Origin of the sequence: Methylobacterium gnaphalii, from assembly GCF_007992215.1 — a bacterium.
Lineage (GTDB): Bacteria > Pseudomonadota > Alphaproteobacteria > Rhizobiales > Beijerinckiaceae > Methylobacterium > Methylobacterium gnaphalii.
On sequence record NZ_BJZV01000004.1, the window covers coordinates 152,285 to 178,052 of the forward strand.

Sequence of the window (25,768 nt, forward strand, 5' to 3'; positions counted from 1 at the left end):
ATGACCCGGGAAATCCCTCGCCCCGCGTGCGGGGAGAAGAGAGGTGCGTTGGCGATGCGAACTGAAAAACTCACTGTCCCAACCGCTCCAGCAAAGCCGGCACGTGGACCTGATCGGCCTTGTAGTTCCCCGTCAGCGTGTAGATCACGATGTTCACGCCGCCACGGAACGCCATCTCGCGCTGGCGCTGGTCGCCGCCGGACATCGGGTAGAGCGGCGCGCCCTCCTTGCTAAAGGCCCAGGCCGCGGCAAGGTCGTTGCCCGTGATGATGATCGGCGTAACGCCGTCGCCGGCGCGGGCCGGACGCCGCTCGGCGCCATCGGTGGGAGCCGGGGGCAGGGCCTCCACCCAGGTCTGGCCCGTGGTGTAGCGGCCGGGGAAATTGTCGACGAGGTAGAAGGCCTTGGTGAGCACGTGGTCGTTTGGAATCGGCTCGAGCTCGGGCACTTCGAGGGTCGAGAGCATCTGGCGCAGATAGGCGCCCTCGGGCGTCGGCGGGCCGCCGGGACGGGCGACCAGGGCATCGCGGGTATCGAAGATCACGGTGCCGCCGTTGCGCATGAAGGCGTCGATCTTGCGGATCGCGGCCTCGCTCGGCTGGGGCCGGCCGGCGACGATCGGCCAGTAGATCAGCGGGTAGAAGGCGAGTTCGTCCTTGGCCGGATCGATCCCTGCCGGCTCGCCGGGTTCAAGCGCGGTGCGGGCGGCGAGCACCTGCGTCAGGCCCGACAGCCCGCTCCGGCTCGCCGTGTCGACGGCGGTGTCTCCGGTGGTGACGAAGGCCAGCCGCGTGATCAGCGCCGACTCGAGGCCGTTGGGCCGGCTGGCCTGCGGCTCGGCCGCGTGGGCCGGCTCGGTCGCGGGCAAAACGGCGAGAAGGCCGAGACCGACGAGCGCGATCGCCGCCGGACGGCTGCGCAGGCGTCCGGCCAGCCCGCCGCGTCCCCGGCCGCCGAGGAAGCCGCCGAGCCAGAGACCGGCGAGCGTATCGAGGACCAGCAGCGCCAGGGCGAGGCTGAACAGGACCGCGCGCAGGTCCAGCGTCTCGGCCCCGCCGAGCCCGCCGACACGGATGCCTGCGATGGCGCCGATGTCCAACGGCTTCAGGCGATCGTCGGATTTCAACGCGTTGACGCTGATGCCGCCCTCGGCAGGCCCGTAGAAGCCCGGCGGATGATCGTGCGTGGCCCGGTCGCCGTAATCCGCCGAGACGGCGGTCGCGGATGCGGGTGGGGAGCCCAGCGCACCGAAGCCGTCGAGAGTCAGGCGCGGCGCGAGCACGGCAGCCTTGGCCTGCCCGCCTTCGCCGGTGCTGGGCTTGGCGCCGGAGCCGGCCATGCCGACGACCCGGCGCAGCATATCGACGAAAAGCCCCGAGAGGGGCAGGTTCGACCAGGTGGTGTCGGCGGTGACGTGGAACAGCACGACGAGGCCTCCGCCGCGCTTCTCGGCAGTGACCACGGGCGTGCCGTCCTGCAGGGAGGCCCAGGTCTTACCGGGAAGGTCGCCATCGGGCTCGGCCAGGATCTGGCGGCGCACGCCGATATCCGGCGGCGGCTTGAGGCCTGCGAAGGGGCTCTCGGGCGCGAAATCCGCCACCGTCTTCGGGTTGTCCCAGGACAGCGTGCCGCCGAGGTTGCGGCCGCCGCGGCGCAGGCGCACCGGCACCAGCGGATCGTTGCCCGCGGCGAGACGCGGACCGGCGAAGCGCAGCAGCAGGCCGCCATCGTCGACGAATTTCGTCACCCGCGCGAGCGTCTTGTCGTCGAGGGCCCCGACATCGGCGAGCACCAGCACGGTGACCTGGTTGTCCAGCATTTGCCCGATCGCCTCCGCCGTGCCCTGGCCGCCGCGCGGTTGCTGTACGTCGGCGAAGGGGGTGAGGGCGCGGGACAGGTAGTAGGTCGGCGCGAGCAATGGCTGCGCCTGATCGCTGGTTCCGCCGAAAACGAGGCCGACGCGGCGGCGCTTGCCGCGCTCGTCCATCAGCACGACAGCGCCGGCGGAGCGTTCGCCCGAGATCTCCAGCCGGGCGATGGTGTTGCGGATCTCGACCGGCAGGTCGAAGCCGACCTCCTTCTCCGTGCCGTTCGGCTCGAAGGCGTAGGCCGTCTCGGCGAGCGGCAGGCCCTTCTGGTCGAGCGCGCGTACGGTGCCGGTGTCGCGCCCGTTCGGTGCGGCACGCAGGACATGGGCGACGAGCCGCCCGCCGCTCTCGCCGCCGGCAAGCGCCAGGGCAGGGGGCTGATCGGCCTTCAGGACGGTGAGGGCCGTGCCGCGCTTGGCAACGAGCTCAGCGAGGGCCCTCGGGAAGCCGGCCCCGCCGGCATCCTCGATCCCATCGCTGATCCAGACGATGGCGGCATTTGGGGTTTTGTCGAGGAACGTGCCGATCTGCGACAGATGCGCCGAGCGATCGGTGAGGATCGGGCGGGGCTGGACGGCCCGCAGGCGTTCCAGGGCCGCGGCTGGGGCCTTCGCCTCAAGCACGCTTCCCGGCGTGCCGGCCGGATCGGCCGTCGGCAGCAGCGCCACCGGACGGCCATCGCGGGCGGCACCCTCGATCTCGTCGGTGGCTGCGCGCTGACGATCACGCCAGTCGTGGGCTGCGCTGAACCCGTTGTCGAGCAGGACGAGGAGCGGCGTGCGACCCGAAGCGGCGCCGATGCCGGCTGGGTTCCAGACCGGTCCTGAGACCGCGAGGATCAGGCAGGCGGCGGCGAGGATGCGAAGCAGCAGCAGCCAGGGCGGCGTGCGCGCCGGCGTCTCGCGCCTCGGCAGCAGATCCGCAACGAGCTTGAGCGGCGGAAATTCGATGCGCCGCGGCCGTGGCGGTGTCACCCGCAGCAGGAACCACAGAGCCGGCAAAGCGGCGAGGGCGGCCAGCGCGAGCGGTGCGGCGAAGGTGAGGGGAAGTCCGAACACGACGTCTCCTCAGCCGCTTCCGCGCGCGGCGGCGACGAGCGTGAGCAGGCGCAGCGCCACCTCGCTCGCGGGGCGATCGGTTCGGTGGATCGTCAAGGTCCAACCCTGTGCCCGTACGATCTCCGACAACCCGTCGCGATGCGCCGTGATCCGTGCCCGATAGGCTTCGCCCCAGGCATCGGCATCGCCGATATCGAGGCTCGCCCCGCCCTCCGGTTCGTGCAGGACGGCCTGTCCGGCGAAGGGGAAGGTCTCCTCGATCGGATCGACGATCATGACGAGGTGGCCGTGCGTGCCACGACCCGAGATCGACTGAACCGAGGCGCGGATGCGATCGAGCGGTGTCAGGAAATCGCTGACCAGGATGGCCTCGTCGAAGCGGCCGGGCGTGGCGGTAGGCGGCAGGTCCTGCGTCAGGCCGGCCTCGTCATGGGCAAGCGTCTGCGCCATGCTCTCGATGATGCCGCGCGAGGACACGGAGCGGGTCAGCCCGAGCAGCCCGACTCGCTCGCCGCCTTCGACGAAGGTGTCCGCCAAAGCGAGCCCGAGCACCAGCGCACGCTCGACCTTCGGAGCGAGGGCCAGGTCCGACGCGAAGCCCATGGAGGCGGAGCGGTCGATCCAGAGCCAGATGTTGTGGGCGGCTTCCCATTCCCGTTCGCGGACATAGAGCCGGTCGTCGCGGGCCGAGCGGCGCCAGTCGATCCGCGCAGCGGCCTCGCCGGTGACGAAGGGGCGAAACTGCCAGAAGGTCTCGCCCGGCCCAGCCCGGCGGCGGCCGTGCAGGCCGTGCGCGAGCAGGCTCGACACGCGCCGCGCCTCCAGGATCAGGCGCGGCATCCGATCGGCAAGCGAGAGCGCGCTTTCGGCCTCGCCCCGTCCGGGGATGCGTCGGTCGGCTTCGACGAGCCGGGTCTGTACCATTCCGTGCGGCGCCTCAGAGCTTGTTCGCGAGCTGCGCGATCAGCCCCGGAATGGTCTCGCCATCGGCGCGGGCGGCGAAGTTGAGCGCCATGCGGTGCTTCAGCACCGGCTCGGCGAGCGCCTTCACGTCGGCGACGGAAGGGGCGACGCGGCCCTCGATCAGCGCACGGGCACGCACCGCCAGCGTCAGCGCCTGGCTGGCGCGCGGGCCGGGCCCCCAAAGCAGCTTCTTGCCGATGGAGGCATCGCCGCCTTCGGGACGCGCGGAGCGCACGAGGTCGAGGATCGCATCGACCACCGCGTCGCCCACCGGCAGGCGACGGACGAGGCGCTGCGCGGTCAGCAGCTCCTCCGTGGTCATGACCGGCTTGGCCGTCTGGTCGTTAACGCCGGTGGTCTCGATCAGGATGCGGCGCTCGGCGGCCCGGTCGGGATAGTGGATGTCGATCTCGAGCAGAAAGCGATCGAGCTGGGCTTCCGGCAGCGGGTAGGTGCCCTCCTGCTCAATCGGGTTCTGGGTGGCGAGCACGTGAAAGGGGCGGGGCAAGTCATGTCGCTCGCCGGCCACCGAGACGTGATGCTCCTGCATCGCCTGGAGCAGGGCGGATTGCGTGCGCGGCGAGGCGCGGTTGATCTCGTCCGCCATCAGGAGCTGGGTGAAGACCGGCCCCTTCACGAAGCGGAAGGAGCGATGCCGCTCGGCATCCTCGTCCAGAATCTCGGTGCCGAGGATGTCGGAGGGCATCAGGTCGGGTGTGAACTGCACGCGCCGGGCATCGAGGCCGAGCACCGTGCCGAGCGTCTCAACGAGCTTCGTCTTGGCCAGCCCCGGAAGGCCGACGAGCAGGCCATGGCCGCCGGACAGGATGGTGACGAGGGCGAGGTCGACCACCGCCTCCTGGCCGAAGATCACCGAGTGGATCGAATCGCGTGCCCGGCCGACCGCGGCGAGGCAGGATTCCGCCGTCGCGACGATGCCGTCGTCGAGGCTCATCGCTGCCGGATTGGCGCCCTGTGCCATCGAGGGGGATGCTCCGCGTGAGGTAAGGATCACGTCGTGCGCGAGCGTGACCGGGGACGATCGAGTCTGCCGCCGAACACGGGGCGAAGGCAAGCACCGCGGTTTCGCCCGAGCCGACGCACGCTATATGGGCAGGATCGGCGCGACCGCAGCATGGCCGCGACATCATGCGTTGGGCGGACCGACCTTTCGCCGCAAGGGAGCAGGACCGGATGGGCGAGCAAACCGCGGAGACGGCGTTTCCGGCTGGCTGGACGGCTTTCGAGGATCCCGGCTTCGTTGCGCTCACCGGGCCGGTCCATCACCGCACCGTCGAGGGTCGCAAGGAATTCGCTTTCCGGGCCGAGGAGAAGCACGTCAATCTCGTCGGCCTCGTCCATGGCGGCATGCTGGTGACCTTCGCCGACCGCTCGCTCAGCATCGTCGCCATGGATGCGATGGAGGGAGCCGGCTGCGTCACCATCGAGATGAACGTGCAGTTCGTGGGGGCCGCCAAGATCGGCGACCTGGTCGAGACGGTGCCCGAGGTGGTGCGCAAGACCTCCTCGCTGGTGTTCATGCGCTCGATCCTGACCTGCGGGGGGCGTCCGCTCGCCACGGTGTCCGGGATCTGGAAGTTGCTGAAGGACCGCCGATGAAGCCCGGGGTGGGCTGCATCGGCGCTGCCGGGCGTCACGAAACAGGCGGCCGTCAGACGCGTTTGAGTTCCCGATGACGCCCGATCCAACCCCAGCTGCCGTCGATCCCGCCCTCGGCCGGCTCAGTGCGGCGCTCGGCGCGCTGCCGAAGCGCGGCCCGCCGCCCGTCGAGCAATGGCATCCCGAGCATTGCGGCGAGATCGATATCCGCATCGCCGCCGACGGCACCTGGTTTCACGAGGGCGCGCCGATCCGGCGGCCGGCCCTGGTCAAGCTCTTCTCGACGATCCTGCGCAGGGAGCCCGATGGAACCACGGTGCTGGTGACGCCCGCGGAGCGGATGACCATCACCGTGGACGACGCACCCTTTCTCGCCGTCGAGATGGCGGTGGAGGGCGAGGGTGAGGCGCGGCGCATCGGCTTTCGCACCAATGTCGACGATCTGGTGCCGCTCGACGAGAGCCATCCGATCCGCTTCGAGCAGGACGGCTCGGGCGGGCTCAAGCCCTACGTGAAGGTGCGCGGCGGTCTCTGGGCCCTGCTGACGCGCGCACTCACCCACGAGCTGATGGACCTCGTCGAGGAGCGCGAGGTCGACGGAGAACCTTGGCTCGGGCTGACGGCCGGGGGCACCTTCCATGCCATCGCGCGCAGCGCCAGCCTGGAAGCCACCGAATGAGGCCGCTCGACGGGGCGCTTGCCCTCGATTGTCCGGCGATCCATGCGGACGCGCTCCCGGATTTCCTGCGCCGGGCCGAGCGCGGGCTGGCGCGCGAGGCGCCGGGACCGGGCGACCCCACCTCCAATCCGCGCGGCGACCACGACCTCGATCCCGATGGAATCGCCGTCGCGCCGCCGCTGCCGCATCGTCCGGCAGCGGTGCTCGTTCCGATCAAGCCGGTACCCGGCGGCCTCGCTGTGGTGCTGACGCAGCGCGCCGTGCATCTGCGTGACCATTCCGGCCAGATCGCCTTCCCCGGCGGCAAGGTCGATCCCGGCGACCCCTCGCCGATCGACACCGCCTTGCGCGAGGCGGAAGAGGAGATCGGCCTCTCGCCGGCCGCGGTGCGACCGCTCGGCTATCTCGATCCCTATCTCTCGGCGACCGGGTTCCTGGTGACGCCCGTGGTGGGGCTGGTGGAGGAAGACGCATCCCTCACCATCAACCCGAACGAGGTCGCCGACGTCTTCGAGGTGCCGCTCGAACACCTGATGGACCCCGGGCGCCACCTCATCAAGACGCGCAGCTGGCAGGGACGGATGCGAATCTACTACGCGATTCCCTTCGGCGAGCGATTGATCTGGGGTCTCACGGCCGGGATCGTGCATAATCTCTACGAGCGCCTGTTCCGGTAAGGCGCGCGGCTCCGGATTCGCTTAATCGGCCATCATGCTCCGCTGGATCCTCGAAGAGCTTCTGCTCTTCGCGATACCCTTCATCGCCTTCGCCGCCTTCCTCGCGCTCACGCGGCGCAATCCGCTGCAGGCCGAGCACTGGGAGGAGCAGTGGCTGCGCCTCATGCTGGCGGGCGCGTCGATCATCGTCGTCTCGCTCGTGTTGACGGGGCTCTTCGCCACCCGCCACTCCGAGGGCTACGTCCCGCCGCACATGGAGAACGGCCGCCTCGTGCCGGGGAAATTCAAGTGATCCCGGCCGGGCTCGACGCGGACGGGCCGAAGCGGCTGCTCGACCGTCCGGGCGTGGCGACCTGCCTTGCCGCGCTGAAGGCGGAGGGTGAGGAGACCCGCCTCGTCGGCGGCTGCGTGCGCGACGCGCTGCTCGGCCAGGACGCCGCCGACATCGACTTCGCCACGACGCATCCGCCCGCCGGCACCATGGCGCGCGCCAAGGCGGCCGGCCTGAAGGCGGTGCCGACGGGTTTCGAGCACGGCACCGTGACTCTCGTCGTCGACGGCGCGCCCTTCGAGGTCACGACGTTGCGCGAGGATATCGAGACCGACGGGCGCCACGCCGTGGTGCGCTTCGGCCGCGATTTCGCCCGTGATGCCGAGCGGCGCGACTTCACCATCAACGCGCTCTCGCTCGGCGCCGACGGACATCTGCACGATCCCGGCGGCGGACTCCGCGACCTCGCCGAGGGCCGGCTTCGCTTCATCGGCGATCCGGCGACGCGCATCCGCGAGGATGCCCTGCGCTCGCTCCGCTTTTTCCGCTTCCACGCCCGGTTCGGCCGGGGTGAGCCGGACCGGCCGGCGCTCGATGTTATTATCGCGGCCCGTGCCTCGCTCGATCGCCTCTCGCACGAACGCGTCAGGGCGGAGTTGCTCAAGCTGCTGCTCGCCCCGCGCGCCGTACCGGCCGTCGCGGTGATGAGCGAGACGGGCTTGCTCTCACGGCTTCTCGGCGGTGTCGTCGATCTCGGCCGCCTCGCCCGCGCCTCCGCCGATCTGGCCTCGCCGGCGATTGCGCGCCTTGCCGCGCTGTCGGTGCAGACGGTGGAGGATGCCGAGCGGCTGCGCGAGACCTTGCGGCTCTCCAAGGCCGAGCACGCCCACCTCGCTGCCTATGCAACCGCGCTCGCCACTCTTCGCGATCGGGCGGAGATCGCGGTGCGGGATATCCGCGGCCTTGCGGCAACCCTCAGGTCGGAGATCGTCGCCGAGGTCCTGCGCGCGATCGAGGGCGAGCCTCGCCCGCGGGTGGAGGCCGAGGCTCTGGCCAAGTTGGCCGATCTCGTCGCATCCCGCGAGAGGCCGGCGCTTCCGCTCGGCGGTGCCGATCTCGTGGCCCGCGGCGTTGCGCCGGGACCGGCCGTCGGCCGGGGCCTCGCAGCGGCACGGGCGCTATGGCTGTCCGAGGGCTGCCCAACCGGCGAGGCAGAGCGGGAGCGGCTGATCGCCCACGCCCTCGGAGCGGCCGGCCGCGGCCAGGACTGAGCCGGGTCTCGGAGGCTCATGCGCCCGACTTCGCACCGCGTACGCCATCCGCCAACTCGCGTACCAGGCTGCCGACCGCCGCGACGGTGCCGGGCGTTGCGCGGTTCTCCGCGTCGAGACTGCCGGCGAGGGCGGAGACCAGGGCGGAGCCCACCACGACGCCGTCGGCGCCGCGGGCGATCTCGGCGGCATGCGCACCCGTCTTCACGCCGAACCCGACCACCACCGGCAGATCGGTATGTGGGCGAATGCGGCCGACAGCCTCGGCGACGCGGCCGAAATCCGGGGTCGCGGTGCCGGTGATGCCGGTGATCGAGACGTAGTAGACGAAGCCCGCCGTGTTCTCGAGAACGGCCGGAAGCCGCTGCGCGTCCGTCGTCGGCGTGGCGAGGCGGATGAAGGCGAGGCCCTTGGCCAGTGCCGGCAGGCAGAGCTCCTCGTCCTCCTCGGGCGGCAGGTCGACGACGATGAGGCCGTCGATTCCGGCGCTCAAGGCGTCGTCGAGGAAGCGCGTGACGCCGTAGACGTAGATCGGGTTGTAGTAGCCCATCAGCACGACCGGCGTGTCGCGGTTGCCCTCGCGGAAGCGTGCCACGAGGTCGAGCGTCTTGCGCAGGTCCTGGCCGGCCGCGAGGGCGCGCAGGCCCGCCGCCTGGATCGCCGGGCCGTCGGCCATCGGGTCGGTGAACGGCAGGCCGAACTCGACGATGTCGGCGCCCGCCTCCGGCAGGGCTTTCAGCACGGCCAGAGAGGTCTCGGGGTCGGGGTCGCCTGCCATCACGTAGGTCACGAGGGCCGCACGGCCTTCCGCGCGGCAGCGGGCGAAGGTGGCGTCGATGCGGGCGGTCATGGCCGAAATCCGGGAACGAGGGAGGCAGGATCCGAGGCCGCGCCTACACCATCGGCGCCCATGCGTGAAGCGCGGGCGCGTCTCACGGCAATTGCCGCCGCAGCCGCCGTCTCGGGAAGAATCGCGAGAATTCAGAGCGTTTTGGTCAGACTCCCTTAGGCGTCTTTCTCAAGCCGCCCTTCATGCGCGGCTGCGACGATCCGGGATCCTGGCCCTTGGGCCGTGCGCGGAGCGTGCTGATGTCGGTCGATGGGATCGCGCTGCTGGTCTTGAGCCTCACCGTGATCGCGCTGACGACCATTCTCGTCGTCGCCATCCGGCGCAGCGGCCCACTGACGCACGAGGCTGACGATGCCGAGGTGCTGCAGGATCGCCTGTGGCTGCTCGCCGAGAGCGAGGAGCGATACCGGACCCTGATCGAGGCGACCACCGAGTGCATCGTCCAGCGCGACGACCAGGGCCGCATCACCTTCGCCAACGAGGGGTTCGCCGCGATGCTCGGCGCGCGGCCCATCGATCTCCTCGGCTCCAGCGTGCAGCTCCCGATCCTGGAGTCGGGTGAGGTCGTGCAGCGTCCCGACGGCGTGCGCCAGATCGAGGAACGCGTGCTGCCGGTCGATGGCCGGCCGCGCTGGTTCTCCTTCATCGAGATGCCGGTTCAGGGCACGGGTGGCGCGCCGCACTGGCTGCGGGCCGGCAGCGACGTTACCGCCCGGATCGAGGCCGTCCGCTCGCTCGACGAGGCCAAGAGCCGGGCCGAGAGCGCCAACATCGCCAAGTCGCGCTTCCTCGCCACCGTCAGCCACGAGTTCCGTACGCCGCTCAACGGTATCCTCGGCATGGCCGATCTCGTGCTGGAGACGGGCCTCGATGCCGAGCAGCGCACCTATGTGGAAGCCGTGCAGACCAGCGGCCGGGCGCTGCTGACGCTGGTGGACGGCATCCTCGATTTCTCGCGAATCGAGGCCGGAAAGCTCGACCTCGCATCCGAGCCCTTCGACATCGCCGCGACCGTCGAGGGTGTCGTCGAGCTGATGGCGCCGCGCGCGCAGGACAAGGGCCTGGAAATCGCTCTCGACGTCGCCGAGGATTTCCGGTGTCAGCGCGTCGGCGATGCGGACCGGGTGCGCCAGATCCTGCTCAACCTCGCCGGCAATGCCATCAAGTTCACCGAGACCGGAGGCGTCGGCGTCAGCCTGTCTCAGGCGGATGAGGCGGTGGTCCTGTCGATCGAGGATACCGGGCCCGGCATTCCCGAGGAGCGGATTCCGATGCTCTTCGAGGAATTCGAGCAGGGCGACGGCAGCGCGAGCCGCAGCCATGAGGGGACCGGCCTCGGTCTTGCCATCACGCAGCGGCTCGTGGACCGCATGGGCGGGCGCATCGAGGTGAACTCGAAACCCGGCCGCGGCAGCACGTTCCGCGTGATCCTCCCGCTCCCGCTCGCGGGAGACGAGGTGGCGGTCCGCGCACCTTCGCTCCGAGCGCGCAAGGTGCTGATCGCCGCCGATTCCCCATTCCAGGCCCCCTATCTCGCGCGGCGGCTCTCGCGCTCGGGCGCGGCGGCCGTCATCGTTCCGAGCGTAGAAGCGGCGCTCGACGCGCTCGACGGAGCCGGCTTCGATGCGGTCATCGCCGATCGGTCTCTGGGGGATGCCGACGTGCGCCGTCTCGCGGCCGAGGCTCGGCGCAGCGGCGTGCGCTGCAGCCTGATCCTGCTCTCGCCCTTCGACCGCCGGGAGTTCGGCGCGCCGGGCGCGGCCGGGTTCGACAGCTACCTGATCAAGCCGGTGCGCGCCCGCTCGCTGTTCGACCGCCTGCTCGAACCCGGCGCCGGACCCGCAGCGGAGACGTCTGAGACGAGGCCGGCTCCGCGCTCCATTCCCGCCCAACCGGCCATGTCCTCGACCGCGAAAGGGCGGCACCGACCCGGAACGGGGAAGCGCGTGCTTCTCGCCGAGGACAACGCGATCAATGCACTGCTCGCCACCAAGGCGCTGGAGCGCCTCGGTGCCACGGTGACGCTCGCCCGCGACGGCATCGAGGCCGTGGCCGCGGTCGAGGCGGCAGCAGAACCCTTCGACCTCGCGCTGATCGACATCCGCATGCCCGGCCTCGACGGGCTAGGCACGATCCGGCGCATCCGTGCCCTCGAAGCTGCCGGAGCACCGGTGCCGCATCTCCTGGTCGCGCTGACCGCGAACGCAGCCGGAGAGGACGAGCGGGTCGCCCGCGAGGCCGGCTTTGACGACTTCCTGCCCAAACCCCTGGACCTCAAGGCCTTGCCTGGACTGCTGGAGTGGCGCTCGCAGGCGGCCTGACGAGGTTCGCGGCGGAAAAGCGCTTGCCTTGCCCGGCTTGCAGGCCCGATCACTCTCGCCGTCGGAGAGAAGGCTAAGGCTCGGATGAAGGTTTCGGTTTGTGCGCTCGTCCTCTCGCTGCTGGCCTCGGCCGTTGCGGCCCAGGATAAGCCCCTGGTCATCCCGCAGGTCGAGGGCGCGAAGCAGGGCCGCGTGATCGGCCGGGCCATCGCCTGCGGCGTTCCTCAGGAGCGCACGGGCGCGGCGATCGCAGTGAACCGTCAGCGGATGCTGGCCGCGGTTGGCGCGGCCTTCACCGAGGATCGCTATCTGCCGGCGCTCAACGACGCGACGTCGTTCGAGGCGAGCTTGCCGAAGCCGTCCGAGGCCGCTTGTGCCAAGGCCGTGACGGAGTTCGAGGCCCTGGAGCGGGCGCACTAGGCCGCGGCTTGGTCGATCCACCTCGCCCCCGTGACCGAATCTTAACTCTGGAGGAGCAGGGTCGCGACTGGGGGGTGTTCAATCATCGCGAAAGCTTCTCCGATGAGTACGATCTCGGCCGCCTCCCAGGCCTATCCGTCGCCCAAGCAGCGCATTCTCGACAGCATTTCGAGTAAGGCTAGCGCCGGCAGCATCAGCAGCACCGACCAGACCGCCCTCGACGGCGCCGTCGAGTCCATCGACAGCAGCTTGACCAGCAACGGGTCGGTCTCGCCGAGCAGCCTCAGCCCCTCCGACCTGAAGAGCCGGATCGACGGCCTGATCTCCCAGCAGGTGGACAGCGGCGCGCTCACCAGCGACCAGGCCGACACCCTCAAACAGGTGCTCTCGCAGGGCCACAGTGGTCATGGCGGCCATCACGGTGTCCACGGCGCCGGTGGCTCGCCACCCGCACTGCCCGCGGCCGACGGGTCAGACGATTCGGATGATTCCGACGACCCCTTCGCAGCCGTGCTGAACGGTTCGACCGCGACAACGGGCTCGACCAGCGACCCCGCTGGCGACCTGCTGTCGAGCTTCATGAAGCAGTTGCAGGACTCGCAGAACCAGACGAGCGCCTATGGTGCGAACGGCACCAACGGCAACAACAACGGCTCCGCCAGCGCGATGCTCCTCGACTTCCAGGCCTGAGCGCAGCCCGAAATCCAGCAGGTCAGAGCAGGTTCTGCGCCTTCGCCAGGGCAACGAGGTCCTTCTGCGGACGCGCGCCGATATGCTCGATCACCTCGGCCGCTGCGAGCGCCCCGAGGCGGGCGCTGGCGACGTGGTCGAGGCCGCGGGCGTGGCCGGCCAGGAAGCCGGCGGCGAAGAGATCGCCCGCGCCGGTCGTGTCGACCACCTCGTGGACGGGTGAGGCCGGCACAGACTTGACCTCGCCGCCCTTCACCACGAGGGCGCCCTCGGCCGAGCGCGTGACGAGGCCGAGCAGGTGTCGGCCCTTGGCGTCGCGCTCGTCGCGCAGAGCCTTGATCGCGGCCTCGGCGTCGTCGGTCTGGTAGAGGCTCTTCAGCTCGGCGAGGTTGGCGAAGAGGATGTCGATGCTGCCGTCACGGATCAGACCGAGGAACTCGTCGCGGTAGCGATCGACGCAGAAGGCGTCGGAGAGGGTCAGCGCCACGGCGTTTCCGGCGCCATGAGCAATCTTCACGGCCTTGCGGAAGGCGTCCTTGGCCGCCGGCGGATCCCAGAGGTAGCCCTCGAGATAGGTGACGCGGGCGCTCTTCACCGTCGCCTCGTCGACATCGGCCGGCGAGAGCCCCTGGCAGGCCCCGAGATAGGTGTTCATGGTGCGCTCGCCGTCGGGCGTCACCAGGATGAAGCAGCGCGCCGTAGCCGGGCCGTCCGTGGCCGCGGCCATGTCGAAGCGTACGCCGGTCGCCCGCAGGTCATGCGCGAACAGGCCGCCGAGCTCGTCGTCGCGTACCTTGCCGATGAAGCCGGTTCGCGCGCCGAGAATCGCCGCGCCTGCCGCCGTGTTGGAGCCCGAGCCGCCGGAGACGACGGTGGTCTGGCCCATGGCTCCGAACAGCTCCTCGGCCCGGGCCTCGTCGATCAGGGCCATGGCGCCTTTCGGCACACCCTGCTTGGCGAGGAAGTCCTCGTCGGTCCGCGCGATCAGGTCGACGATGGCGTTGCCGAGGACGAGAAGATCAAGAGGTTGAGACATCGGGCCGTCCGGTCTGTCGGTCGAGATGGCCGGGGCTGTCGCATTGCGGCGGTGGGGCGTCAACCGACCGAGCGTGGACCCTCCGCTCTCGTCGTTCCGGGTTCCGCTTCGTGGTCCCGGAAAGTCGGTGATGGATCCCAACGAAAAACCCCGCCCGGTGAGGGGCGGGGTCTTTGGGGGGCAGGGTCTTGGGGAGCAGCGTCTTGGCGTTCGTCTCGGGCTGCGCTCAGGCGGCGCGCACGGTGGCAAGGAAGCGGTCGACCTCGCCCGTGAGCTGTTCGGCCTGCCGCGACAGCTCGGAGGCTGCGCCGAGGACCTGGCTCGCGGCGGCCCCGGTCTCGTCGGCGGCGCTGGCGAGGCCGGCGACGTTGCTGGTGACGTCGCTGGTGCCCATGGCGGCCTGGGCGACGTTGCGCACGATCTCCTGGGTGGCCGCACCCTGCTCCTCGACGGCGGCGGCGATCGAGGTGGCGACGCCGCTGATCTCCTCGATCCGGGCGGTGATCGAGCCGATCGCCGTCACGGCCTGGTTGGTCGAGCCCTGAATCTGGGTGATCTGGGTGCTGATCTCCTCGGTGGCGCGTGCGGTCTGACCGGCCAGTTCCTTGACCTCGGAGGCCACCACGGCGAAGCCGCGGCCGGCCTCGCCGGCGCGGGCCGCCTCGATGGTGGCGTTGAGCGCCAGCAGATTGGTCTGGGCGGCGATGGTCGAGATCATGGCCACGACGTCACCGATGCGGGTGGCGGCGCTGCTCAGCTCCTTCACCAGGGCGGTGGTCTGGCTGGCCTCGGTGACGGCCGCGCGGGCAAGGTCCGCCGAGCCGCCGACCTGACGCCCGATTTCCAGAACCGAGGCGCCGAGCTCCTCCGCCGCCGCGGCGACGGTGTTGACGTTGGAGGCAGCTTCCTCCGCGGCCGCGGCGACCGAGCCGGACTGACCTGCCGTCTGGCTCGCGGTGGCGGTCATGGTCTGGGCGGTGGCCTGCAGCTCGGTGGCCGAGGACGAGACCATGCCGACGATGCTGCCGACGGCGCGCTCGAGGCCGTCGGCCAGCTCGCGCATCGTGTGCTTGCGCTGCTCCTCGGCGCTGGCGCGGGCCAGAGCGGTCTCCTCTTCGAGGCTGCGCATGCGCAGGAGGCCCTCCTTGAAGACCTGCACGGCGGCGGCGATGGTGCCGATCTCGGTCTTCTCGCCCTGGTGCGGCACGTGGACCGAGAGGTCGCCGGCGGCGAGCGCCTGCATCGGCTTGACCACGGAGGCGATACCGCGGGTCACCTGACGGATGATCACGCCGGCCGACAGCACTGACAGGACGAGGCCGAGGATCACCGCGCCGACGCCGAGCGTCCAGGTGGTGTCGTAGACTTCGCCGCTGCGCTTCTCGGCGGCGGCGGCGCCCTCGTTGTTCAGGGTGACCAGCTTGCCGAGCTCGACCGAGGCGGCGCGGCGCGGTGTCATGCCCTTGGTTTCGTAGAGGTTGAAGGCCTCCGCCTTCTGACCGTTCCGCGAGAGCTGAAGGATGTCGGCGCGCACCGTCTCGAACTGGGCGAGCGAGCTGACGAAGGCCTGGTAGATGGTGCGCTCCTCGGGCGAGGAGATCATGCGCTCGTAACCGGTCCGGGTATCGGCCAGGATCTTGCCGAACTTCTCCATGTCCTTCTCGATGGCGGCAAGCGAGGCCGGATCGACGGTCTGGGTATGGCGCAGCAGGAGGGAGCTGCTGCGGGCGGTGTAGGTGTCGATCACGCCGAGCGCGCGGATGCTCGGGAGCCAGTTCGTCTCGATCTGCAGGCTGTTCTCGCGCATGCGCTGGGCGCCGACGATGCCGAGCACGCCGAGGCCGACGACGAACAGAGTCAGCAGCGTGAAGGCCGCGATCAGCTTGGAGCGGATGGAAAGGTTCTGGAGCGACACGGCGGACCTCGAGTGGCAGCCGATCAGGTCGGGGCGCGCGGCTGCGGTCCCTGTTCTTTGCTCGATAATGATTAAAATTTGGCTGGATTTGGCACACCACATACGGTTGGAGCCTGACTTTCCGAAACCGTTGCAGTGGCGCGGCCATGGCTGATGCTGCCGGAAGCGGTCATAAAAGGTGGCGCTCCACCAGCCGCACGAGGCTGGCGGAGCGGAGCCTCTCGGACTTCCTCGGGACGACGCATGGCGAAGGACAGACGTTTCAGCCGGAATGGATCGGCCGAAAGGGCCGGGGACGGCGCCTCGCAGACGCGCCGGCGCTTCCTGTCGCGGGGAACCGCGCTTGTCGGCGGATCGATGGCCGCCGGTCTCGCGGCCGAGACGGCGCTCTCGGAGGAGGCGGCGAACGGGCCGCCGAATGTCCCCGAATGGATGAAGGCGCCTGGGGCGGATACCGGCGCGCAGCCCTACGGCACGCCCTCGCCCTTCGAGAAGCATGTCGTCAAGAACGTCTCGAAATCGCTCAAGCAGTACACCTCGGCCTCGGTCCGCACGCCGCTGCAGGAGCTCGACGGGATCATCACGCCGAACGGCCTGTTCTACGAGCGCCACCATGGCGGCGTGCCTGAGATTGACCCGGCCCAGCATCGCCTGATGATCCACGGCCTCGTGGAGCGGCCGCTGATCCTGACAATGGAGGAGATCCGGCGCTTCCCATCGGAATCGCACGTCTACTTCCTCGAATGCTCGGGCAACCCGGACTTCAAGGCGATCCATGCCGGGAAGACAGCCTCGGACCTCGTCGGGCTGCTGAGCTGCGCCGAATGGACCGGTGTGCGCCTCAAGACGGTGCTGGAGGAGGCCGGGCTCAAGCCGGGCGCGAAATGGGTGGTTGCGGAAGGGGCGGATTCCGCCGGCATGACCCGCAGCATTCCCATCGAGAAATGCCTCGACGATGCGCTGCTGGTCTACAGCCAGAACGGTGAGCGGCTGCGCCCGCAGCAGGGCTATCCGCTGCGCGTCTTCCTGCCCGGCTTCGAGGGCAACATGAGCGTGAAGTGGCTGCGCCGCCTCAACGTGACGGACGAGCCGGCCTATTCCCGTGAGGAGACCGCGAAATACACCGACCTGATGCCGGATGGCACGGCACGGCAATTCACCTTCGTGATGGAGGCGAAGTCCATCATCACGCGGCCCTCGGGCACGCAGCGGGTGGAGCGTGGCTTCAACGAGATCACGGGCATCGCCTGGAGCGGTCGCGGCAAGATCACCCGGGTCGAGGTCTCGGTGGACGACGGCAAGAGCTGGCAGGATGCGGGGCTGCAGGCGCCGGTGCTCGGCAAGGCGCTGACCCGGTTCCGTCTGCCCTGGACCTGGAACGGCGAGCCGGCCCTGATCCAGAGCCGCGCCACCGATGAGACCGGCTACGTGCAGCCCACCTTCGAGGCGCTGACCAAGGCGCGCGGCATGAACTCGTTCTACCACGACAACGCGGTCATCCCCTGGCGCATCGCGGCGAGCGGAGAGGTCTCCAATGGCTATCCGAAGGCTTGAGATCGCCGCCGCGCTAGCCCTGGCGCTGGCCGGATCGGCCCAGGCCGAGGGCCGCTACGGGCTGGGGCGCCCGGCGAGCGAGGCCGAGATCGCGGCCTGGAACATCGATATCGACCGGGACGGCAAGAAGCTGCCCCCGGGCAGCGGCAGCGTCGCCCATGGCCGCGAGGTCTTCGCCGCGCAATGCGCCTCCTGCCACGGCGAGCGGGGCGAGCGCGGCCTCGGTGACCGGCTGGTGGGCGGCCAGGGGACGCTGACCTCCGCGAAGCCCGTGAAGACGGTGGGCAGCTACTGGCCCTACGCGCCGACCTTGTTCGATTACGTCCACCGCGCCATGCCGATGAACGCGCCGCAATCGCTCGGCAACGACGACCTCTACGCCGTGGTCGGCTACCTGCTGAACCTCAACGGGTTGGTCGCCGACGACGCGGTGCTCGACGCGCAGTCGCTCTCGGCGGTGCAGATGCCGAACCGAGACGGCTTCGTTCCCGACCCGCGGCCCGACGTGCGCTGAGCAGTCCAGGCCATCTATTCGAAAAACCTGATCGTTTCGTTCGATCTTATTCGGGTTTTCCGGAAGCGGATGAGGGGCCACCTTCCTGTCATCAGATGACGGCCGACAGGGCCGTCACCGAACCCGAATGACAGGAGTTTCACCATGACCCGTCTCGTTTCCGCCGCCGCCGTCGCTCTCTCGCTGGTCGCCGCCACCGCTGCCCAGGCCCAGAGCTACACCTCCCCCGCAGGCGTCCCGGTGTCCGCCTCTCAGGCCCACGGCCGCTAAGCCGTCAGCGCCGGCAACCCTGGCGACCGGAAAAAGGCCGGCTCCCGATCGGGGCCGGCCTTTTCCATGCGCGCTGTCCCGCCGAACTCTATTGCTGCAGCGACTTCGCCTCGCAGCTGGCATACTCGCTGCTCGCCTTCACATAGGCGTTGAGCTTCTGGATGTAGGCCTCGGCCAGCGGCCGGAAGGCCTGCGCTTGAAGGTTGTAGGCCTTAACCGCGTCGTTGAAGCTGTAGGCCTCCCAGCCTGGGCAGCCGCCCTTGGCATCGAGGCAGGCCGGCTTTTCAGGCAGCTTCGGCTTCTCGGGCTTCGCCTCGGCCGGCGGTGGCACGGGGGGCGTGCAGGCGATCGGCGCGGCGAGCGCCGTGCCATGGGCGAGCGCCCAGCTTCCCAGGACTGCCACTGCCATCGCGCGCACGGTCTGCATCGAACCCACTCCCGTCACTTCATGGCGTCTTTCGCCGGGGCGTGTGGCAGGATTCGGGTTCGGATGTGGCCCTGCTCGACGGCACCGGCCTTCGTCCAGAGCAACCGCCGCCCACGGTCTTGTCCCACGCGAGGCGCGATGCTGTAGAGGGCGCCGCTTCAGAAGGGTTCGCGTTCATGGCCAAGGCAGCCGCCGCCTCCGTCGAGGCTCTCACGGAAGAGAGTGCCAAGGCGCGTCACGCCGCCCTCTCGGCCGAGATCGCGGAGGCCGACCGGCTCTATCACGGCGAGGACGCGCCCGAGATTTCGGATGCCGAGTACGACGCGCTGCGGCGCGAGCTGGAGCAGATCGAGGGGCGCTTCCCCGATCTCGCCGGGACGGGTGAGGCCAGCGCCTCGGTGGGCGCAAAACCGTCCTCGAAATTCGAGAAGGTGAAGCATGCCGTGCCGATGCTCTCCCTCGGCAACGCTTTCGCCGAGGAGGAGGTCGACGAGTTCGTGGCGCGGGTGCGCCGCTTCCTGAACTGGCCGGACAACGAACCGCTCGCTTTCACCGCCGAGCCGAAGATCGACGGGCTGTCGCTGTCGCTCCGCTACGAGGACGGCCGGCTCGTCACGGCCGCCACGCGAGGCGACGGCGAGGTCGGCGAGAACGTTACGGCGAACGCGCTCACCATCGACGACATTCCGGAGCAGTTGGCGGGCGACCCGCCCGGAACCTGTGAGGTGCGCGGCGAGGTCTACCTCTCACACGAGGATTTCGCGGCCATCAACGCGCGCCAGGAGGCGGCGGGCAAGCCGCTCTTCGCCAATCCGCGCAACGCTGCCGCCGGTTCCCTGCGCCAGCTCGACCCGAGGATCACGGCCTCGCGCCCCCTGCGGTTCTTCGCCTATGCCTGGGGCGAGGTGAAGCCGGCCTTCGAGGGCACGCAATCGGGCGTGCTGGAACGCTTCAGGTCGTTCGGGCTGACGGTGAACCCGCTCACCGTCCGCTGCGAGACAGCGGCCGAGTTGATCGCGCATTACCGCGAGATCGAGCGCCAGCGGGCGGATCTCGGCTACGATATCGACGGCGTCGTCTACAAGGTCGACGACCTCGCCCTGCAGAAGCGGCTCGGCTTCGTCTCGCGCTCGCCGCGCTGGGCGCTCGCCCATAAATTCGCGGCGCAGCAGGCTTTCACGACGCTGGAGGCCATCGACATCCAGGTCGGCCGCACCGGCTCGCTCAACCCGTTGGCCCGGCTGAAGCCGGTCACGGTCGGCGGCGTGGTGGTCTCGAACGCGACGCTCCACAACGAGGGCTACGTCCAGGGCGTCGGCGGCAACGGCGAGCCGATCCGCGAGGGGCGCGACATTCGCGTCGGCGACACGGTGATCGTGGTTCGCGCCGGCGACGTCATCCCGAAGGTGATGGACGTGGTGCTGGAGAAGCGCCCGGCCGATGCCAAGCCCTTCGTCTTCCCCGATCGCTGCCCGGCCTGCGACAGCAAGGCTGTGCGCGAGTTCAATCCGCGCACGAAGAAGCGCGATGCGGTCCGGCGCTGCACGGGCGGCCTGATCTGCCCGGCGCAGGGCGTCGAGCGGCTGAAGCACTTCGTCTCGCGCAACGGTTTCGACCTGGAGGGGTTCGGGCAGACCTATATCGAAGTGCTGTTCGAGGCCGGTCTCGTGAAGCAGCCGGCCGATCTTTTTCGGCTCCAGTTCGAGCCGCTTCGGGCCGCCATCGTCGCGCGGCGCGAGGAGCTGTCGGCGCAGAGGCGCGGCGAGGGCGAGGCAGCACCGAAGAAGGCCCCCAAGAAGAAGGGCGAGGACGAGGACAAGGCGATCCACAACCTGCTCGCCTCGCTCGATGCGCGCCGGAAGATCCCGCTCAACCGCTTCCTGTTCGCCCTGGGCATCCCGCATATCGGGGAATCGACGGCCAAGGCCCTGGCCAAGCGGTTTCCCGACATGCAGGCCCTGAAGGCGGCGCTCGACGCGGCTGCCAAGGCCCAGGCCGGTCCCGACTGGCTCGAGCTGTCGGCGATCCCGCGCATCGGCCCCGGCACGCGCGACAAGCTGCTCTCCGATATCGAGGCATCGCCGGGCGAAGCCTTGAAGGGGCAGTCGATCGGTGCCCGCCTGCGCGCCCGGCTCACCGCGAGCCAGGGCGAGGCGCTGCTTGCACATTACGGGGATGCCGAGGCGGCGGAGGCGGCCCTCGAACGGGCGGCCGGACAGAAGCCGGGCGAGGCGTATCACCTCTTCGCCGATGACGGCGAGATCGGCCCGGTCGCCACGGACTCGCTGATCCAGTTCTTTTCCGAGGCGCACAACGCCGACGCGGTCGCTGCCCTGCTCCAAGAGGTCAGCGCCGAGCCGATCGAGGCCGCGACGTCTTCGGCCGCCTTCTCCGGCAAGACGGTGGTCTTTACCGGCACCCTCGAAAAGATGACCCGGAGCGAGGCCAAGGCCACGGCCGAGCGCCTCGGTGCCAAGGTCTCGGGGTCGGTGTCGGCGAAGACCGATCTCGTCGTGGCTGGGCCCGGTGCCGGATCGAAGCTCAAGGATGCCGAGAAGCACGGGGTGAAGGTGATCTCGGAGGACGACTGGCTGGCGATGCTGGTGAGCGCCTGACGGGCCGACCGAGATCAGAACTCGATCTCGAGCTCCTCGATCTCGTCCGGCTCCTCGATTGCCGCCTGTGTCCATTCGGCGAGCAGATCCCAGGCGAGGATGGTGTCGCGGTAGGTCTGCGCCATGAAGGGCAGCTTCACGTCGTAGGTGCGAAAGCGCGTACAGACGGGGGCGTACATGGCGTCTGCCAGGGTGGGGCGCGCGCCGAACAGGTAAGGGCCGCCGGAGCGTCCCAGGCAATCCTCGAAGATCGCCACGATGCGCTCGATGTCGCCCCCGGCGCCGTTGAAGATGCGGAAGCCTGGAATATGCGCCCGCAGGTTCATCGGCAGCGCCGAGCGCAGGTTGATGAAGCCGCCATGCATCTCGGCCGAGACCGCCCGGCAGCGGGCGCGCTCAGCCGATGCCTCCGGCAGGAGGCCGGCGCCGGGATTGATCTCGTTGAGGTACTCGCCGATGGCGAGGGCATCCCACACCGTCACCGGGCCGTGGGTGAGCCGCGGCACCAGGAACGACGGTGACAGGTGCAGGAGCTCGGCGCGGGTTGAGGAATCCGAGCCCGACAGGAGATCCAACTCGAAATCGAGCCCGGCCATGCGGCAGAGCAGCCAGCCCCGCAGCGACCACGACGAGTAGTTGCGGCTGGAGATCGTGAGCGTCGCGTCCGCCATGTCCGTCTTCCCCCCTGCACGAGCCATGATCGGGGATATCCAAGACTCGTGCCGTTGCATGACGCTGCCGCACGAACGGAACAGCCTTGCGCCTGATACTCAGGCTTATTCCCGAGACTGTTATGGCCTTTGGCGAGCGCGCCCACTGGCATCTGCAGGTCGAAATCCAAGATTCTAGCGTGAAAACAATCGTTTATTGCTGGCGGGCAACGTGAGGCAATTATGCTTCACTCATCCTCAAACACGCTGAACTTGTACCTTTTGCCGGTTGCGCAGTTTCGCCTCGGCCGTAACCCTTGCGGATCCGCTGTCGTGCTCGCCCGAGCGCAGACATTTCGGACCATCGTGGACGCGCTGGACTTGTCCGGCTGGTGCCCCGGGAGGCGCGGATCTGATGATGTACCGCTCGTTCGATGCCCAGTCGGACTTCGCCCAGCAGACGCGCAGCTGGGGACGGATGTTGAACCAGGTGGTCTCGCCTTGGGCAGGCACGCCGTTCCGCGAACAGGCGAACTGGTGGTCGGCGGGCGCCCGCATGATGATGCGCGCGGGCCTCACCTTCGCCCGGCCGGATTACGGCATCCACGCGGTCACGGTCGGCAACCGCGAGGTGCCGGTTGTCGAGGAGGCGGTTGCGGCGACGCCCTTCGCCACGCTGCTGCGCTTCCGCAAGGACATCGAGAGCCCGCAGCCGAAGGTGTTGGTGCTCGCGCCGCTCTCTGGCCATTTCGCGACGCTGCTGCGCGGCACCGTGCGCACCCTGCTCGCCGACCACGACGTCTACATCACCGACTGGCACAATGCCCGCGACGTGCCGGTCTCCGAGGGCGTGTTCGGCTTCGACGACTATGTCGACCACGTCGTGCGCTTCCTGGAGACGATGGGGGAGGGCTCGCACCTCGTCGCCGTCTGTCAGCCGGCCGTGCAGGCGCTGGCCGCCACCGCCGTGATGGCCCAGAGCGGGAACCCGGCCCAGCCGCGCAGCATGACGCTCATGGCCGGCCCGGTGGATTGCCGCATCAGCCCGACCTCCGTGAACGCGCTCGCCACCTCGAAGCCGATCGAGTGGTTCGAGAAGAACCTGATCAGCACGGTGAGCAGCCGCCACAGGGGCGCCGGCCGCCGGGTCTATCCGGGCTACATGCAGGTCGCGGCCTTCGTCTCGATGAATGCCGGGCGCCACAGCCAGGCCCATCAGGACTTGTTCTGGCACTACATGCGCGGCGAGTCGGACAAGGCGCGGGCCATCGAGACCTTCTACGACGAGTATTTCGCCGTGCTCGATCTCACCGCCGAGTTCTACCTCGAGACGGTCAAGACGGTGTTCCAGGACTACACTCTGGCGCGCAACGCGCTGACCCATCGCGGCGAGTCGATCGACATGCGCGCGATCCAGCGCACGGCGCTGATGACGGTGGAAGGCGAGCGCGACGACATCTGCGCAGTCGGCCAGACCATGGCCGCGCACGATCTCTGCGCAAGCCTGCCGGCCCATATGCGCAGCCACCATCTGCAGGCCGGCGTTGGCCATTACGGCGTGTTCTCGGGGCGCAAATGGGAGGGGCAGACCTACCCGCTGGTGCGCAACTTCATCCAGTCCCACGCATGAACCCTGCGTTGGGCGCCGGGGACGGTTCCCCTGGCCAGCTTGCCGCAGGCAGCCCGGATCCGTATACTCTACCGCTATATGTTCTGGTGAAGAGTGAGCCCTTAGCCCGCCGATGTCCGATCTGGTGCAGCTTCAGGCCGTGTTGAACGCACGTCCGTCATCCATTCCGAGCGAGGCCCCGGGCCGTCGCGGCTGCCCGCTGTCGGATCTGCGCGACCGCTTGCGCCGCGCGGGCCTGCGCCCCACCCGTCAGCGCCTGTCGCTCGGCTGGCTGCTCTTCGGCCGTGGCGACCGCCACCTGACCGCGGAAATGCTGTACGACGAGGCGATGCGGGCCAAGGTGCCGGTCTCCCTGGCCACCGTCTACAACACGCTGCACCAGTTCACCGAGGCCGGCCTGCTGCGCCAGCTCGCGCTCGATGGGTCGAAGGCCTATTTCGACACCAATCCGAGCGAGCACCACCACTTCTTCCTCGAGGAGGAGGGTGAGGTGATGGACATGCCGGAATGCGGCATCTCGGTCGAATCCCTGCCGAACGCGCCCGAGGGCATGGAGATCGCCGGCGTCGAGGTGATCGTGCGCCTGCGCCGCCGCGGAGCCTCCGGCCGCGCCTGATCCGGCCGGATCAACCAGTTTTCGAGAAAGGCCGGCGAGGGATCGCCGGCTTTTTTCATTCCACGGTCTCGTTCGGATACACGCCCCAGAGCCGCTCCTGGCGGATATAGCCGTCGACATCGCTGCGGCTCTGCGGCAGCGCGACGATGACGCGGCACCAGGTGCCGGTGCAGCTCTTTACGCTGCCGATGACGCCGGGCTCGAGCTTGGCCTCCTCGGTCGATCCGGCATCGGCGCGCGCGAGCAGCGGCACGGTGGAGGCCGCCTTCGCTCCCGTCGGCGGGGTGACGACGGCGGTGCGGCGTCCGGAGAGCAGGGAGTGCAGCACCCAGCCCTCGGTGCCCTCGGAATCGCGGATGCGGCGCCAGGTCTCAAACTCGGCGATGATCTCCACCGGCAGCCCGGCCCGGCGATAGACCCAGAGCGTGCGATGGTCCTTCGACGGCCCCTCGCGCAGGTTGACGCGGTCGGTCTTCAGGCTGGCATAGCGGGGCAGCGGCAGCTTGGTCGCGCGGCCACCCTCGGGAGGCGCGGCGCTGGCGGGGCTGAGGCCGGCGAGAAGGAAGGCGAGGGAAGTCCCGAGAATCGCGTGGCGCATCATCGATCGTCCTTGGCTCGTCGCCCGGAGCCGCGGGAGCTTGGCCCGCATTGTCTTCCGACCTCTCTCTGGTAGAGAAACCGGGAAGATGTGCGGCGGAGTTGAGCCCGCGGCGCCTCGGTCGATCGTTCCATCTGGCCGTGTCACGGTTAATGGAGCGTAAGTCCGGGCGCCGAGAACTCTGCCGGAAGCGTTGCGAGGAAACCTCGCGGGAGGAACCATGTCGTCGTTGAAGCGCAAGCCGCTCGTGGTGGTGACGCGCCGCCTGCCGGAGGCGGTCGAGGCGCGCATGCGCGAGCTCTTCGACACGCGCCTCAATCCGGACGACGCGCCCCTGGCGCAGGACGCCCTCGTTGCGGCGTTGCGCGAGGCCGACGTTCTGGTTCCCACCGTCACCGACGAGATCGATGCGGGACTGCTCGCCCAGGCCGGCCCGAACCTCAAGCTGATCGCCAATTTCGGCAACGGCGTCGATCATATCGACGTCGGCACGGCGCTGGAGCGCGGCATCACCGTCACCAACACGCCGGGCGTGCTGACGGAAGACACCGCCGACATGACCATGGCGCTGATCCTGGCGGTTGCCCGCCGGGTCGCGGAAGGCGCGCGCATCATCCCCGAGGACAATTGGAGCACCGGCTGGTCGCCGACCTGGATGCTCGGCCGCCGCATCACCGGCAAGCGCCTCGGCATCGTCGGCATGGGCCGGATCGGCCAGGCTCTGGCCAAGCGCGCCAAGGCGTTCGGCCTGTCCATCCACTACCACAACCGCCGCCGGGTGCCCTCGGCGATCGAGCAGGAACTCGGCGCGACCTACTGGGAGTCCCTCGACCAGATGCTGGCGCGCGTCGATGTGGTGTCGGTGAACTGCCCGCACACGCCGGCGACCTACCACCTGCTCTCGGCCCGCCGCCTGAAGCTGATGAAGCCCGAGGCCATCGTCGTGAACACCGCTCGCGGCGAGGTCATCGACGAGAACTCGCTGGCGCGCCTGATCGAGTCCGGCGACATCTCGGGCGCCGGCCTCGACGTGTTCGAGCAGGAGCCGGCGGTGAGCCCGCGCCTCGTGAAGCTCGCTCGCGCCGGCAAGGTGGTGCTGCTGCCGCATATGGGCTCGGCGACCCACGAGAGCCGCACCGATATGGGTGAGAAGGTCATCATCAACATCAAAACCTTCATGGACGGCCACCGGCCGCCGGACCGGATCCTCCCGAGCATGCTCTGAGACGGGCTTTCAGCCTCGGGACGCGACGCC

The 25,768-nt window shown here is 69.3% G+C and carries 24 protein-coding genes; 15 read left to right on the forward strand and 9 right to left on the reverse strand.

Annotation, left to right across the window (positions count from 1 at the left end):
• Nucleotides 1–70: 70 nt before the first annotated feature.
• From MGN01_RS05075 to MGN01_RS05085, 3 genes are read right to left on the reverse strand one after another with little or no spacing between them, the layout of a single operon-like run.
• On the reverse strand, nucleotides 71–2,926 hold the full coding sequence (locus tag MGN01_RS05075; protein ID WP_147045499.1) for a DUF4159 domain-containing protein: 2,856 nt from the start codon (nucleotides 2,924–2,926) through the stop codon (nucleotides 71–73).
• A 9-nt stretch (nucleotides 2,927–2,935) separates the two neighbouring features.
• Complete coding sequence (locus MGN01_RS05080) at nucleotides 2,936–3,850, reverse strand: DUF58 domain-containing protein (RefSeq protein ID WP_147045500.1); 915 nt, start codon at nucleotides 3,848–3,850, stop codon at nucleotides 2,936–2,938.
• A 13-nt stretch (nucleotides 3,851–3,863) separates the two neighbouring features.
• Nucleotides 3,864–4,871: an AAA family ATPase gene (locus MGN01_RS05085; RefSeq protein WP_147045501.1), complete on the reverse strand. Its 1,008-nt coding sequence runs from the start codon at nucleotides 4,869–4,871 to the stop codon at nucleotides 3,864–3,866.
• Between the two features lie 212 nt (nucleotides 4,872–5,083).
• On the opposite strand from MGN01_RS05085, the gene MGN01_RS05090 reads away from it, so the two are divergent.
• The 5 genes from MGN01_RS05090 to MGN01_RS05110 all read left to right on the forward strand — a co-directional run bounded on the left by MGN01_RS05090 (nucleotide 5,084) and on the right by MGN01_RS05110 (nucleotide 8,407).
• On the forward strand, nucleotides 5,084–5,509 hold the full coding sequence (locus tag MGN01_RS05090) for a PaaI family thioesterase (protein WP_147045502.1): 426 nt from the start codon (nucleotides 5,084–5,086) through the stop codon (nucleotides 5,507–5,509).
• A 73-nt stretch (nucleotides 5,510–5,582) separates the two neighbouring features.
• Nucleotides 5,583–6,188 (forward strand): DUF1285 domain-containing protein, encoded by a 606-nt coding sequence (locus tag MGN01_RS05095; RefSeq protein WP_147045503.1) that lies wholly within the window; start codon nucleotides 5,583–5,585, stop codon nucleotides 6,186–6,188.
• Nucleotides 6,185–6,865: a CoA pyrophosphatase gene (locus tag MGN01_RS05100; RefSeq protein WP_147045504.1), complete on the forward strand. Its 681-nt coding sequence runs from the start codon at nucleotides 6,185–6,187 to the stop codon at nucleotides 6,863–6,865. Before MGN01_RS05095 ends, MGN01_RS05100 begins: the two co-directional genes overlap by 4 nt.
• A 34-nt stretch (nucleotides 6,866–6,899) precedes the next feature.
• Complete coding sequence (locus tag MGN01_RS05105) at nucleotides 6,900–7,157, forward strand: DUF6111 family protein (protein ID WP_147045505.1); 258 nt, start codon at nucleotides 6,900–6,902, stop codon at nucleotides 7,155–7,157.
• On the forward strand, nucleotides 7,157–8,407 hold the full coding sequence (locus MGN01_RS05110) for a CCA tRNA nucleotidyltransferase (RefSeq protein WP_147045645.1): 1,251 nt from the start codon (nucleotides 7,157–7,159) through the stop codon (nucleotides 8,405–8,407). The genes MGN01_RS05105 and MGN01_RS05110 overlap by 1 nt, the downstream gene beginning before the upstream one ends.
• Nucleotides 8,408–8,423: 16 nt before the next feature.
• On the opposite strand, the gene trpA is transcribed toward MGN01_RS05110, so the two are convergent.
• Nucleotides 8,424–9,257, reverse strand: coding sequence for a tryptophan synthase subunit alpha (gene trpA, locus MGN01_RS05115; RefSeq protein WP_147045506.1), 834 nt, complete (start codon nucleotides 9,255–9,257; stop codon nucleotides 8,424–8,426).
• Between the two features lie 239 nt (nucleotides 9,258–9,496).
• Here trpA and MGN01_RS05120 point away from each other — a divergent pair, with 239 nt between their 5' ends.
• From MGN01_RS05120 to MGN01_RS05130, 3 genes are all read left to right on the forward strand, one after another.
• On the forward strand, nucleotides 9,497–11,578 hold the full coding sequence (locus tag MGN01_RS05120; RefSeq protein ID WP_147045507.1) for a PAS domain-containing hybrid sensor histidine kinase/response regulator: 2,082 nt from the start codon (nucleotides 9,497–9,499) through the stop codon (nucleotides 11,576–11,578).
• An 84-nt stretch (nucleotides 11,579–11,662) separates the two neighbouring features.
• Nucleotides 11,663–11,998, forward strand: coding sequence for a hypothetical protein (locus MGN01_RS05125; RefSeq protein ID WP_147045508.1), 336 nt, complete (start codon nucleotides 11,663–11,665; stop codon nucleotides 11,996–11,998).
• A 102-nt stretch (nucleotides 11,999–12,100) separates the two neighbouring features.
• Entirely contained in the window at nucleotides 12,101–12,688 is a 588-nt protein-coding gene (locus MGN01_RS05130) for a hypothetical protein (RefSeq protein ID WP_147045509.1), read from the forward strand.
• Nucleotides 12,689–12,710: 22 nt separating this feature from the next.
• Here the strand turns inward: MGN01_RS05130 and MGN01_RS05135 are convergent, their stop codons facing one another.
• Together MGN01_RS05135 and MGN01_RS05140 are read right to left on the reverse strand one after the other, a co-directional pair.
• Nucleotides 12,711–13,724, reverse strand: coding sequence for an adenosine kinase (locus MGN01_RS05135; RefSeq protein ID WP_147045510.1), 1,014 nt, complete (start codon nucleotides 13,722–13,724; stop codon nucleotides 12,711–12,713).
• A gap of 226 nt (nucleotides 13,725–13,950) precedes the next feature.
• Complete coding sequence (locus MGN01_RS05140) at nucleotides 13,951–15,639, reverse strand: methyl-accepting chemotaxis protein (protein WP_147045511.1); 1,689 nt, start codon at nucleotides 15,637–15,639, stop codon at nucleotides 13,951–13,953.
• A 243-nt stretch (nucleotides 15,640–15,882) separates the two neighbouring features.
• On the opposite strand from MGN01_RS05140, the gene soxC reads away from it, so the two are divergent.
• From soxC to MGN01_RS24380, 3 genes are all read left to right on the forward strand, one after another.
• The gene (gene soxC, locus MGN01_RS05145; protein ID WP_147045512.1) at nucleotides 15,883–17,193 is read left to right on the forward strand and encodes a sulfite dehydrogenase; all 1,311 of its coding nucleotides are present in this window, start codon (nucleotides 15,883–15,885) and stop codon (nucleotides 17,191–17,193) included.
• Nucleotides 17,174–17,707: a c-type cytochrome gene (locus tag MGN01_RS05150; protein ID WP_147045513.1), complete on the forward strand. Its 534-nt coding sequence runs from the start codon at nucleotides 17,174–17,176 to the stop codon at nucleotides 17,705–17,707. The genes soxC and MGN01_RS05150 overlap by 20 nt, the downstream gene beginning before the upstream one ends.
• Nucleotides 17,708–17,851: 144 nt before the next feature.
• On the forward strand, nucleotides 17,852–17,977 hold the full coding sequence (locus MGN01_RS24380; RefSeq protein WP_280178534.1) for a hypothetical protein: 126 nt from the start codon (nucleotides 17,852–17,854) through the stop codon (nucleotides 17,975–17,977).
• An 88-nt stretch (nucleotides 17,978–18,065) separates the two neighbouring features.
• Here the strand turns inward: MGN01_RS24380 and MGN01_RS05155 are convergent, their stop codons facing one another.
• Nucleotides 18,066–18,386, reverse strand: a complete 321-nt coding sequence (locus MGN01_RS05155) for a hypothetical protein (protein ID WP_147045646.1) — start codon at nucleotides 18,384–18,386, stop codon at nucleotides 18,066–18,068.
• A 194-nt stretch (nucleotides 18,387–18,580) separates the two neighbouring features.
• Between MGN01_RS05155 and ligA the strand changes: the two genes are divergently transcribed.
• A complete protein-coding gene (ligA, locus tag MGN01_RS05160; RefSeq protein WP_147045514.1) occupies nucleotides 18,581–21,019 on the forward strand; it encodes an NAD-dependent DNA ligase LigA in 2,439 nt (812 codons plus the stop codon).
• A 14-nt stretch (nucleotides 21,020–21,033) separates the two neighbouring features.
• Here ligA and MGN01_RS05165 read toward each other — a convergent pair whose 3' ends face one another.
• Nucleotides 21,034–21,690, reverse strand: coding sequence for a glutathione S-transferase family protein (locus MGN01_RS05165; protein ID WP_147045515.1), 657 nt, complete (start codon nucleotides 21,688–21,690; stop codon nucleotides 21,034–21,036).
• Nucleotides 21,691–22,084: 394 nt separating this feature from the next.
• On the opposite strand from MGN01_RS05165, the gene MGN01_RS05170 reads away from it, so the two are divergent.
• Nucleotides 22,085–23,299 (forward strand): polyhydroxyalkanoate depolymerase, encoded by a 1,215-nt coding sequence (locus tag MGN01_RS05170; RefSeq protein ID WP_147045516.1) that lies wholly within the window; start codon nucleotides 22,085–22,087, stop codon nucleotides 23,297–23,299.
• Nucleotides 23,300–23,411: 112 nt separating this feature from the next.
• Entirely contained in the window at nucleotides 23,412–23,915 is a 504-nt protein-coding gene (irr, locus tag MGN01_RS05175; RefSeq protein ID WP_147045517.1) for a Fur family transcriptional regulator Irr, read from the forward strand.
• 55 nt (nucleotides 23,916–23,970) lie between these two features.
• On the opposite strand, the gene MGN01_RS05180 is transcribed toward irr, so the two are convergent.
• Nucleotides 23,971–24,513, reverse strand: coding sequence for an SH3 domain-containing protein (locus MGN01_RS05180; protein ID WP_147045647.1), 543 nt, complete (start codon nucleotides 24,511–24,513; stop codon nucleotides 23,971–23,973).
• Nucleotides 24,514–24,733: 220 nt separating this feature from the next.
• On the opposite strand from MGN01_RS05180, the gene MGN01_RS05185 reads away from it, so the two are divergent.
• Nucleotides 24,734–25,738 (forward strand): 2-hydroxyacid dehydrogenase, encoded by a 1,005-nt coding sequence (locus MGN01_RS05185; protein ID WP_147045518.1) that lies wholly within the window; start codon nucleotides 24,734–24,736, stop codon nucleotides 25,736–25,738.
• The last annotated feature ends 30 nt before the right edge of the window (nucleotides 25,739–25,768 follow it).